The sequence below is a fragment of the Cellulosilyticum sp. ST5 genome, from assembly GCF_046529625.1.
Taxonomy (GTDB): domain Bacteria; phylum Bacillota; class Clostridia; order Lachnospirales; family Cellulosilyticaceae; genus Cellulosilyticum; species Cellulosilyticum lentocellum.
In genome coordinates this window covers 754,950-766,737 of sequence record NZ_CP132338.1, presented here as the reverse complement: position 1 = coordinate 766,737, position 11,788 = coordinate 754,950, and the positions used below count along the sequence as shown (strand labels likewise).

Annotated in this window: 9 protein-coding genes and 1 pseudogene; all 10 read right to left on the bottom strand. The window is 34.5% G+C overall.

Annotation, left to right across the window (positions count from 1 at the left end):
• Position 1: 1 nt before the first annotated feature.
• The gene (locus tag QTL86_RS03835; RefSeq protein ID WP_410496546.1) at positions 2-271 is read right to left on the bottom strand and encodes a hypothetical protein; all 270 of its coding nucleotides are present in this window, start codon (positions 269-271) and stop codon (positions 2-4) included.
• A 150-nt stretch (positions 272-421) separates the two neighbouring features.
• A complete protein-coding gene (gene queG / locus QTL86_RS03830) occupies positions 422-1,408 on the bottom strand; it encodes a tRNA epoxyqueuosine(34) reductase QueG (protein ID WP_410496545.1) in 987 nt (328 codons plus the stop codon).
• A gap of 112 nt (positions 1,409-1,520) precedes the next feature.
• Positions 1,521-2,303, bottom strand: a complete 783-nt coding sequence (locus QTL86_RS03825) for a GNAT family N-acetyltransferase (protein ID WP_410496544.1) — start codon at positions 2,301-2,303, stop codon at positions 1,521-1,523.
• A 165-nt stretch (positions 2,304-2,468) separates the two neighbouring features.
• Positions 2,469-2,954, bottom strand: coding sequence for a thiol peroxidase (gene tpx, locus QTL86_RS03820; RefSeq protein WP_410496543.1), 486 nt, complete (start codon positions 2,952-2,954; stop codon positions 2,469-2,471).
• Positions 2,955-3,038: 84 nt separating this feature from the next.
• Positions 3,039-3,137 (bottom strand): annotated as a pseudogene (locus tag QTL86_RS03815) (VWA domain-containing protein); the annotation flags it as partial.
• 139 nt (positions 3,138-3,276) lie between these two features.
• The gene (locus tag QTL86_RS03810) at positions 3,277-4,686 is read right to left on the bottom strand and encodes a VWA-like domain-containing protein (RefSeq protein WP_410496542.1); all 1,410 of its coding nucleotides are present in this window, start codon (positions 4,684-4,686) and stop codon (positions 3,277-3,279) included.
• Between the two features lie 3 nt (positions 4,687-4,689).
• Positions 4,690-5,820 carry an ATP-binding protein gene (locus QTL86_RS03805; protein ID WP_410496541.1) on the bottom strand — a complete coding sequence of 377 codons (1,131 nt, stop codon included), beginning with the start codon at positions 5,818-5,820 and terminating at the stop codon, positions 4,690-4,692.
• Positions 5,821-5,832: 12 nt separating this feature from the next.
• Positions 5,833-6,636 (bottom strand): hypothetical protein, encoded by an 804-nt coding sequence (locus QTL86_RS03800; protein WP_127067118.1) that lies wholly within the window; start codon positions 6,634-6,636, stop codon positions 5,833-5,835.
• Positions 6,637-6,956: 320 nt separating this feature from the next.
• Positions 6,957-10,625 carry a methionine synthase gene (metH, locus tag QTL86_RS03795; RefSeq protein WP_410496540.1) on the bottom strand — a complete coding sequence of 1,223 codons (3,669 nt, stop codon included), beginning with the start codon at positions 10,623-10,625 and terminating at the stop codon, positions 6,957-6,959.
• A 200-nt stretch (positions 10,626-10,825) separates the two neighbouring features.
• Positions 10,826-11,755: a DMT family transporter gene (locus QTL86_RS03790; protein WP_410496539.1), complete on the bottom strand. Its 930-nt coding sequence runs from the start codon at positions 11,753-11,755 to the stop codon at positions 10,826-10,828.
• Between the last annotated feature and the right edge of the window lie 33 nt (positions 11,756-11,788).

Below are 11,788 nucleotides of genomic sequence, written 5' to 3'. Positions count from 1 at the left end.
GCTAGTGAGACGAAGAATTATAAAATTGTTGATGATTGTAGTTCTCCATTTTCTTACTATATTCACATAAAATGCTCTTATATTTGGTATAACTTTTGTTGTCAAGTTCCCCACGCTCATAGCAACCTTCAATCAGAATAATAGCTTCTTGCCTTGCCTCAATAGCTAAGTCCTTATAATTATTTTCTAAGTAAAGCTGAAGGTCATTTATTTGTGTTTCAATTTGCTTTTGTGCTTTTTTATTTACCTTTCTCTTCAATAGATTGAACATATGACTTCCCCTTTTTTATTCTATTTAACACCCTTTTATTTTATCTTATTATAATCATTTCTTTGAATCAATGTCCAAAATGATTTACGTTATCAGGGTTCTACAGATGAGGACATTTCTAAAATTCTCAAGAGATTTCTTGAGTAGTAACTACTTATTTTGAGTGAGTCTCTCAATATAGCTATTAATATAAGGGGAATCACCTTTATATTGTTCAATAGTCAAACCAGCATGATCCATATGAATGATAGCATTTCTTCTTATCACATTTTTTCCTCGCCAGCCGCAAGAAGTCGGACTCATCTTTTCCTTAAAATAGGAATTATCCATCCCTGCATAAACATTAGCAGGCTCATTCATATGGACGAGTGTTTGAAATTCTTCTAAAACATTAGTTGCCACTTCTTCATTATAAGGACATTTTAATTGACAGAAGTCACAGCCAAAAATATTTCCTTTTAATAGCTTTATCTCTTGATCACTAAGCTCCTTCTTTTGAGTGATATAAGATAAACAAATATTAGGATTACTCCTTGACATATTAATAGACTTTGTGGGACATTCCTTTAAGCAAGCCTTGCACGCTCCACACTCTGCATATTTTATTAGTTCATCCTGGCTTCTCTGATCTTCACATTCAATCTTTAAATCTGTCATAAGTTCACCTAAAAAGACATAGGAACCATATTTTTTTGTAATCAACATGTTATTTCTTCCAATAAATCCAAGTCCCGCTAAGTAAGCAATGTATCTTTCAGGCAAAGCATTACTATCTACAAACCCTAGTGCCTTACCACCTAAGGTCTCGATGTACTCACTTATTTCATTCAAATACTTTTTAACAACCCTATGATAATCTAGCCTTTTTGTATAAATGGAAAAACCATTAGCCACCTCATCTTTTATCTCCCTATGATAATAAGGAAAGGCTATAGAAATAATTGTTTTTCCCTCTTCCATATAAAGATTGGGATTAAGACGTTTTTCAATATTTTGCTCTTCAAATTCATTTTGCAAACCAAGCTTTTGTCTTTCCCTATAAAACACCTCTAGTTCATCAAAGCGTCTACAAGGAATGAAACCTATTGTATCTAATCCTATAGACTTACAAAAGTCTTCTATTTTCTTTTTTAACATCGTTGTTCACCGTAAGACTCCTCACTTGTCTTATCCTTTAAAATAATTCTTGTACATAAATGTATTTTTAATATACGCGCTGACTCTACTAAAATCAAGCCCATATAACACTTTATAAACCAAACAAGCTTATTTCATAAGCCGTATATTCTTTATCAAAATGGTAACCTAGTTTTTCCGCAAGAGCCACTGACCATTTATTTTGCGCATCCCAGCTTGGATATAGATTTCTATCGATACACTCTAAAATCAGTTTTGCCGCAGCGGCATAAGCTAAACCCTTTCTTCTAAACTCTGTTTTGGTATCAATCTCTATTTCTATCCCTTCATTATATCTTGTATAAGAAGAAGCCCCTGATACTAATTCTCCTTTGTAAAGAACGGCTACCCCTAATCCCTTTTCTTTATACGCCTCATCATTTTCAAACTGTGAGCACAAATCCCTTGACCACTCACTGGCCATTGCCTGCTGATAAATGGCTTCATCTATTAATTTAATTTCATAATCTGGACCTATACTTTCTATAGCCGCTTTAAGCCTTAATGGGTCAAATACATTTGGTTCTTTTTTAATAGCATATCTTATGATTTTCTTGGCGTGACTCCCGTAGGATTCTTCAATAAGTTTGGCCCATGCTTCATTTTCTGGCACCATAATAATAAACTGTGATTTTAACTTGTTAGGATTATGAAGTACTAACTCTAATTGAGGCTGTCCGGCCAAAAAGCAAAAGTCTGCAATAACAACTTGCGCAGCTGTAGGATGTTCTATACTATCTGCAAAAACACTTCCCATACATTCTTGAAGTGCTGACCAAATCAAAGTATCCTCCCATCCATCAAAAAAATGTGCTACTTTTCTTAGTTGCTCTCCTTTTATTGAATATACAGCCATTTCTATTCCCCCCTCATATGTAACTCAACACTGTGAGTCAATTATTATTATACCCTAATCTACTATACCTTTCATTAAATCTAAACACTCAAATTTTTATTCATAATCAAAAATCCTTGTGCTCTAGAAATTTTATCTATTGCACAAGGATTTTTAGTTTTTCTATTAAGATAACACCTTGAGTATCTCTTCATACTGAGGTTCTTCTGTTACCTCTTCACAATACTCTACATAAATGACTTTGTCATTTTCATCAATTACAAATACCGCTCTTGTCAATAAACCAAGTTCTTTAATATAAGTACCAGAGTTTTGACCAAAACTTCTATCTTTATAATCAGATAAAGTGACTACATTCTCTATACCTGCTGCTCCACACCATCTTGCTTGTGCAAAAGGTAAATCCATAGAAATCGTATACACCTTTACATCATTTAATTTAGTTGCTTCCTCATTAAAGCGTCTTACTTCTCTATCACATACGCCTGTATCAAGAGAAGGCACGCTTACATAAACTCTTTTTCCTTTTAATTCACTTGAAGAAATGGTTTGCAACTGCCCATCAACTACATTAAACCCTGGTGCTGGTTCACCCACCTCTATATGGTGCCCTTCCAAAGTTATTGGCTTTCCTTGAAATTTAACATTCATTTTACTTCCTCCTTTATTAATATTCTATAACACACATAGCTTAGTTTTTGCCTAAGATAGTGAAATATACATTCATTATACTGCTTATATCATATGTTTTTGTCTAGCTACTTTTATCCACACAGGAAACTCATTAAGAAGTTTATTATAAAGAGCCTCATCTGATAATTGATTAATGTTGTCTAATAGAAAAAAATAATTACCCTAACATAAGACTCTACCTTCCTAAAAACAAAAAATCCTTGAGCTATTTATTAATCTGCCTCAAGGATTAGTCTTATATTAATCTTATTATATACTTCTAAAGTAGTCTTGTATACTACTAAATAGTAGGTGCTTGATTATTCATAGAATATCCATCACTTCTCACATCACTCATCTCAATTTCAATATCTTTTTTGTTCATCTTCTTTAATTTTTTTACTATGCCATAAGGCTCCTTTAATGAGAGTTCGTCGCCTCTTCCTGAGATCACCCATAACACCTTATATCCTCTAGGGAGAACCTTTAGTTTGTCTTCACCTTTGCCATCAGTAAAATAGATCAGTAAATTAATCTTTTTCTTATTGGCATATTCAAAAACAGGGGTGAATTGAGTTCCTCCACCTACAGCTATTCTATCTTGTATATCCTTAATGGATCTGACTTTATATGCACGTCTGACCTGATTATCACATTCAATGATCGTGATTTCGTGATTATAATTCTTAACGATATGAAGTACTTCCTTAATAGCCTGCTTGAATTCTTCATCACTTATACTACCACTAATATCAATCGCAACTGCTATTTCTGCTTTATGACTTCTCAGGTTTCCTCTTAAATCTAGTCTTTCGGGCTGTCTTCTACTTCGCCTTGTGATGACCTTTTTCTTATTGCTTTCGACAGTTCCCATTAATCTATTTAAATATAAATTCCAAGGTAATTCTTCTTTACTATGTTTAAGAGCGGTAATCATATCCTCTAAGTAAGCTGGTATTTTTCCTTTAAGAGCATTATTTATAAACTTCTCTGTAAATTCTTTAATGGTTTGCTCCTCTATCTCATCAGACTCTCCCCACATATCATGTGTTTTCTCAGGATTATATGCCGTTTTTAAATCTTCACTTTCATTAGCGTCGTTTTCTTCTCCCTCCTCATCTTCCTCTTGCAAATCAAATTCAGTTTGAAGTTTCTCTACATAATATTCAAAGGTTTCATAGGGTTTCAGTTTTAAATTGTAATGTAAATTCACCGACTCTAATGTTGTAGCATAAGGTGGCAGATACTCTAAAAATTGGTTAACAACTACATCCATCGCCATATTAATGGCTAGTGTACTATATCTGCCTTTTAATGCTTTTGTTCTCGTTAAATGCATGGAAATGATATGAAAAATTTCATGCTTAATGGCGCTTTCCATTTGTTTAAGAGTGAGGGTTAAGAAAATAATGGGATTAAAATAAATCACATACCTAGCCCCTTTAAAATTCACCCCAGTTGGGCTACTCATGTCTACTCTTATTTCTCTTGCCATTTGTATCAAGAAATAGCCATAAAAATCATCATTTTCCTGCATTAAACTTAAACTTACTTGATCTACTAGGTTAAAGAAGTCACGTTTAAAGTCCTGAGGCCAAGCTGGCTCCCACTTCTCACCAGCACGGTTTGACTTTAACATATCTGTTGTATTAACAATTTCCTTGGATTTTTCATAAAGCTGTTTTACCTGATTATCAAAATGACTTTCCATAAGCTATCCCCTTATTAAGCTATATGCTGAAAAATAGGCCTCTACAAAAGCTTCATTGTCTAAAGCATTTTTGTATACTTCGGCATAACTTTCCTTCATATCCTTCATAATGCCTACCATTAAGTCTACAGGATAAGCTTTTAAAAAATCCATTAATCTATTCATCTTATCCTTTGACTCATCTTCATGAGCTTTCATATATGACTCTAACTGCTTTAAAATGTTGATTGCTGATAAGTAAAGTCTTGTATGACTTTCATTTTTAACTCTCTCTATTAAAGCTTCACTAAGGGCTTCTCCTAAAAACACATCTTCATACCCTATGAGTGGGCTATAATCGGCTTCAACAAAACTAAGAAATTCTTCTGCTATTACCTTCCCAACGTTTCCTTTAATGACGTTTAAAAACACTGATCTAGGAATGATTTCTTTTTGCGCTTTATAAATCTGATAGCTTTTAGAGATTCTTTCATAGCTTCTAGGTGTTGCTCTAATATCATCCTCATTATTTTTATTCAAGTACTCTGGAAAGGTTGAGATAAACCCTATTACCTTTTGCTCAATGCCTGTATCTATTGCCCATTTTAACCACTGGATATAATCACTTTCCATGTTTAACCATACAAATCTATTTTCTTGGGCTGGGTCCATGTCAACCACTTGATAATCAAAATCCGATCCATATTTGCTAGATGGATTCATGGCTGCTAAAATTTTAACCTCATCATGTAGCTGGTAGCCATTGATTTCTCTATTTAGTATTAAATTCATAAGTTCTTGTTGCACTGTATGCTCACAGCGATTAATTTCATCTATAAATAAAAGAACTGTCTTACCCTCAGCTATTTCTTTATCAATTTCTCTTAACTTATTATGAACAGCATAGACAGTCATTTTCTTCTCTACCTGATTGCCATTAACATCCATACTGCTATAAGATTCTATCGTTGGAAGACCACCTATCTCACCTTCTTTAAGGAGGTTACCATCAATAACGATTAAACTCCACTCTTTTTCTTTAGCAAGCGCCTTGGCTAAAGCTGTTTTTCCTATACCACTTTCACCAACTACCAAAGGCACTTCCCTTGTAGCTAGTACTAATTCTACACTTTTTAGCGTTTCTACAAAATTCATTTTGTCCCTCCTCTATCGTCTCTTTAGCTTTTCATCTACTGCTATTTTTTTCGCTGTTTTGCTGCCATATTGGTAAATGAGTAGCATCTTATCCATATGTTGTCTACTGCAATATTTATCTATGGTACTACAATTTAAAAAGTCTCTTACATATTTTTCTTCAACTTCTTCATTTGATAATACTTCTTTTAATACGCCCTCTAGTTCTTCTTTGGTTATTTGGTTGATAATGTACTTAACCACCAAAATATTAACTTTTAAAAACGCTAGCATTTTCTGTTTATCTAATGAAGTGATAAAGCTAATAGCTGCTTCATTTTCCTTAATAGCCATCATCTCTACTTGCGGACTAGGTGAATGGATATACCTAAGTGCATCATAACTTATTTTTACTGCTGCTTCTTGTACCCTTTCATCTGGTTCTTTGATATATTTGATAGCATCATAATTTTTCCTAACTGCTAACAATTGCATCTCTATACTTGGATTTTTAGCATATTGAATCGCCCATCCAGCTTGATTAACGGCCAATTCTAAGACCTTTTCTGTTGGATTTTTAATATATTCTAAGGTATTCCAGCCTTTGTTAACGGCCTTTATCATCATTTCTTCTGTTGGGTCACTTACAAATTTAATAGCTCTTGGATTACTATCTATAGCTAACTCTTCCATTTCTTTTGTTGGACTGTCTATATATTCTAGTACTAACCCCTCTTTTTTAAGTGCAAATAACTTCATCTCTTCTGTAGGATGAGGAATCATTTTAATAATAGAAGGATTAGCTTCTATTGCCTGCATATATTTTGCTTCTTCCATAACATTCCCTTCTTTCTATTCCTTGCCGCAAATAAGAAAATGAATGTTTTCTGTCTCATGAAAATAACCTACGAATTCTAACTAGCTTACCAGAAATTCGTAGGTTTATCTATGACATTGGTTCTACTTTTATTAGGAACCATTTACATTTTTACTCAAATTACTTTTATTGCTAGCATACTGTACTTCTATACAGTGTTCTAGATTGTCTTATTCAATCTCGTTGTTTTTATGATTCATTATATGATACTCTCGCTCTTAATGAACGAAACCTTTATAGCCATTATCAAAAGCTTTGCTTCAATTTAAGATTCATCCTCTTAAATCTCTAGACCATATGCTAAATAACGTGCTAACCTTTTTTCAATCACTGCCGTGCTTAATTGACACCTAGTAGCGTAGTTTTCTACTTGGTCTCTATCTAATAACATAGCATCAAAGTATTTAGCATCTTCTGATGCAAAATATAAGCCACATACAGAAGCAACTGGATTCATCATAAAGCTTTCTGTTAGGCTTACTCCCGTTATCTTCTCTCCCTCTAATAAATCAAAGAGTTTTTGCATCTGACTTTGATCTATCAATGAAGGATATCCAAAGGCCGGTCTAATGCCTCTATATTTTCCCTTTAATAAATCGTTTATCCCTAGCTGTTCATCTTTTGCATAGCCCCAATCATTTTGACGTACATCTTGATGAAGTTTTTCAGCAAAGGCTTCTGCTAAACGGTCGCAAAGTAGTTTAACCATGATTGCGCCATACTCATCTCCCTTTGCTTTAAGTTCATTTGCATAAGCTTCTGCACCTAATCCAGCTGTTACAATAAAACCGCCTATATAATCTTCTTTGCCTAGTGCTTTAGGGCTGATAAAATCTGATAAACAAAGATATTGATCTTGATTTTGCAGCTTTTGCTGTCTGATGCAATTAAAGGTAGCCGCTAGAGTGCCATCTTGATGATAAAGTTCGATATCATCTTCAATTGAGTTAGCTTTAAATAGGCCTAATACGCCTCTAAGGTCTATTATTTTCTCAGATGCTAATACATCTAACATTTTATTGGCATCTTCAAAAAGCTGACATGCTGCTTCGCCATATACCTCATCTTCTAAGATAGCCGGATACAATTTTTTCATTTCCCATCCAATAAAGAAGAAGGTCCAATCAATATAAGGCCTTAGATCTCTAATTGTATAATGATCTATGGTCTTGATTCCTTTAAAGGTCGGCTCAGAAATAGCTCTATGTTCCCAATCTATTTTCAGTTTTTTACTTCTAGCTTCCTCTAAACTTACTAATTTCTTAGGCACACTTTCATAGCTTTGTCTCTTTTCTTCATATTCCTTCTTAACTTCAGCAACAAATGCTTCCTTTTCTTTTCCTAAAAGTTTTTTGCAGATTTCTACGGTTTTAGAAGCATCATATCCATAAACAGTAGGGCCGCTATAGTGTGGAGCGATTTTTAAAGCTGTATGGAGCTTAGAAGTCGTTGCTCCTCCTATAATCAGTGGTATAGTCATTCCTCTTCTTTCCATCTCTTCTGCTACATGGGCCATTTCATCTAAAGAAGGCGTAATCAGACCACTTAAGCCAATGATATCTACCTTTTCTTTAATAGCTGTATCTAAAATGGTTTCACAAGGTGTCATAACACCTAAGTCTATAATCTCAAAGTTGTTACATGCTAAGACAACACCTACAATATTTTTACCAATATCGTGAACATCTCCCTTGACTGTTGCTATTAAAATTTTTCCTGCTTTATGAGATGCCCCTTCTTCTTTATCATTTTCGATGTAGGGTAGTAAAAAACCTACTGCTTTTTTCATCACCCTTGCTGATTTAACCACTTGAGGAAGAAACATTTTACCTTCTCCAAATAAATCCCCAACCTTGGTCATCCCAGCCATCAAAGGTCCTTCTATAATGTGTAGTGCTTTAGGATAAACTGTAACGGCCTCTGCTAAATCGTCTTCTATAAACTCCGTCGTTCCTTTAACCAAAGCATAGCTTAATCTATCATCTAATTGCCACTGTCTCCACTCATTTTGTTGGATAGTTACCTTATCTTTGTCTTGTTTATAGTTTTCTGCTTGTTCTAATAGTCTTTCTGCTGCATCTTCTCGTTTATTAAAAATCACATCTTCTACAAGTTCTAGCAGCGCCTTCGGAATATCATCATAAATCTGAATCATGCCAGGATTAACAATTCCCATATCCATACCCGCTTCAATAGCATGATATAAAAAGACAGAATGCATGGCTTCTCTGATGACATTATTTCCTCTAAAAGAAAAAGACAAATTAGAAACCCCACCTGAAACCTTAGCATAAGGTAAGTGCTCTTTAATCCACCTCGTTGCTTCAATATAGTAAGCAGCATAATGATTATGTTCTTCCATTCCTGTAGCAATGGCTAAGATATTAGGATCAAAAATAATATCTTCAGGTGGAAAATGAAGCGTGTCTACTAGCACGCGATAGGCTCTTTCACAAATTTCTATTTTTCTTTCAAAAGTGTCCGCCTGCCCTCTTTCATCAAAGGCCATCACCACCACAGCTGCGCCAAAAGCTTTCACTACCTTAGCATGCTCTAAGAATTCCTCTTCTCCGTTTTTTAAGGAAATGGAATTGACAATGGGCTTACCCTGAATACTTTTAAGTCCTGCTTCAATGACCGACCATTTTGAAGAATCTATCATGATAGGTCTTGATGCAATATCTGGTTCTGATGCAATCAGCTTTAAAAAATAAGCCATTTCTTCTTCACTATTTAAAAGACCATCATCAAAATTAACATCTATAATTTGAGCTCCATTTTCCACTTGCTCTTTGGCAATTAATAAAGCTTCCTCATAGTTCTTTTCGCGAATCAACCTGGCAAACTTGGCTGAACCTGCTACATTTGTTCTTTCACCAATGTTAATAAAGTTATTAGCTTTATGACTTTTTACTGTCTCTAATCCACAGTAGATACTTTCTTTAGGTAAAGTAGGTATGGTTCTTGGTTTTACACCTTCCACACATTTTGCAATGGCTGCAATATGCTCTGGTGTGGTACCACAGCAGCCCCCTACTATGTTGACATATTGTCCCTTGGCTAATGCTTCAATATACTGAGCAGTCATATAGGGTGCTTCATCATATGCCCCTAGAACATTAGGTAACCCTGCATTAGGATAAACCGATACATATAAATTTTGAGTTTTTGACAGTTCTTTAATAAATGGCATTAAATCAGCACCACCAAAGGAGCAGTTTAACCCGATAGAAATAACATGCTCATTTCTAACTGACTGAGCGAAGGCCTCTAGTTTTTGTCCGGAAAGTGTTCTTCCTGACTTGTCCGTTAAAGTACCTGAAATCATAATGGGTAAAGTTATATTTTGAGCTTCATAAACCTCTTGTGCTGCTACAATTGCAGCTCTAGCATTCAACGTGTCAAATATGGTTTCAATTAAAAGACAATCTACACCTCCTGCTATTAAACCAGCGATTTGCTCACTGTAAGCTGATACCAATTCATCAAAGCTAATATTTCTAAAACCTGGATTTTCTACATCTGGTGATAAAGAAGCTGTTTTATTAGTAGGCCCAATAGCACCTGCTACAAATCTAGGCTTATGAGGCTCTTCTTTAGTCACCTCATCCGCAACCTCTCTGGCTATGCGAGCTGACTCATAGTTTAATTCATATACTAGCTCTCCTAAGTCATAATCTGCCTGAGAAATAACCGTTGCATTAAACGTATTGGTTTCAATCATATCGGCCCCTGCTTTTAAGAAGCTCCTGTGAATCTTTTTAATTACTTCCGGCTTTGTTAATGATAATAAATCATTATTTCCCTTTTGATCACGATGAAACGTTTTAAAGCGTTCGCTGCGATAATCTTCTTCTGTTAATTGATAGCCTTGAATGCTTGTCCCCATAGCACCATCAAGGACTAAAATACGTTGTTTTAATATAGAAATGAGTTCATTTTTATCCATCTTATATCTCCCATACAATCAATATCCTCTATTCCGATAACACTTTGTTTGTTAAATCTTATTATAGCTCTTTAAGACACATTTAACAATTATTATTATTAAATAATTATATTATCCAACAAGACTTTTTTATCCTCACTAACTACCAAAAAGAACCCAGAGTTACTTCATTTGATAACTCAAGGGTTCTCTTCATAAAATTAGCTCTTTTCCTTATTAACAATATAAATACCTAAGCAAACTAAAATTAATGAAATGATACTCATTAATCCTATCATTTGGTATTCCTTTAAAAGCATAGCCGATAATAATACGCCAAATACCGGATTCATAAAGCCAAATACAGCTACTTTAGAAATAGGATTATACTTGAGAAGGATACCCCATACAGAATAAGCGATAGCTGAAACTAATGCTAAATAGATAAGCATTGCTGCTCCTCCTGCTGTCATAACTGTCATACGTCCTCCCATAGCTACTCCAAATAAAATCATTAATAAGCCACCTACTAAAAACTGATAACCGCTTAAACAAACAGGATCTTCTTCTGTAGAATAGCTTTTCATAAGAACTGAAGAAAAAGCATAAGCTACTGTTGATAAAAAGATAAACCCTTCACCAACAAATGAAAAATGGGTATTTATTTCACTTCCTGTTAGGTTAACCAATATAACCCCTAAAAAGCCAATGATACTTCCCATTACTTTTCTAGTAGTAAGCTTCTCTTGATGAAAGCAAAGGCTTGCTATAAAAATAGCTACAAATACATTAACGGCTTCGATTATAGAAGCCTTCACACCACTTGTATTAGCAAGTCCAATATAGAAAAAAACATACTGTGCCACAGTTTGAAACATACAAAGCGTCACTATTTTTCCATAAGACTGCTTCTTAGGCACTAGGATTTTACCTTTTACTAAACTTCCAATAACAAGTGCTAAAATGCCTGCTAGTGCAAAACGGCAGCCTGCAAAAAGAATTTGGGTGGCTGTTTGCTCTGATTCAATTTGAAATAATTGATACCCTATTTTAACGCATGGAAAAGCGCTTCCCCATAAGGCGCAGCATAAAAGTGCTCCTAGCCAAACGACTATCGTCTTTTGCATCAACTGTTCTTTATTTTTCTTCATCTTCCCCACTCTTTCTAGTTATCCTTTATGTAC

Bases quoted from the DNA above. Each gene is read 5' to 3' on its own strand.
- QTL86_RS03835 (WP_410496546.1), bottom strand. From the start codon at position 271: ATGTTCAATCTATTGAAGAGAAAGGTAAATAAAAAAGCACAAAAGCAA.
- queG (WP_410496545.1), bottom strand. From the start codon at position 1,408: ATGTTAAAAAAGAAAATAGAAGACTTTTGTAAGTCTATAGGATTAGAT.
- QTL86_RS03825 (WP_410496544.1), bottom strand. From the start codon at position 2,303: ATGGCTGTATATTCAATAAAAGGAGAGCAACTAAGAAAAGTAGCACAT.
- tpx (WP_410496543.1), bottom strand. From the start codon at position 2,954: ATGAATGTTAAATTTCAAGGAAAGCCAATAACTTTGGAAGGGCACCAT.
- QTL86_RS03810 (WP_410496542.1), bottom strand. From the start codon at position 4,686: ATGGAAAGTCATTTTGATAATCAGGTAAAACAGCTTTATGAAAAATCC.
- QTL86_RS03805 (WP_410496541.1), bottom strand. From the start codon at position 5,820: ATGAATTTTGTAGAAACGCTAAAAAGTGTAGAATTAGTACTAGCTACA.
- QTL86_RS03800 (WP_127067118.1), bottom strand. From the start codon at position 6,636: ATGGAAGAAGCAAAATATATGCAGGCAATAGAAGCTAATCCTTCTATT.
- metH (WP_410496540.1), bottom strand. From the start codon at position 10,625: ATGGATAAAAATGAACTCATTTCTATATTAAAACAACGTATTTTAGTC.
- QTL86_RS03790 (WP_410496539.1), bottom strand. From the start codon at position 11,755: ATGAAGAAAAATAAAGAACAGTTGATGCAAAAGACGATAGTCGTTTGG.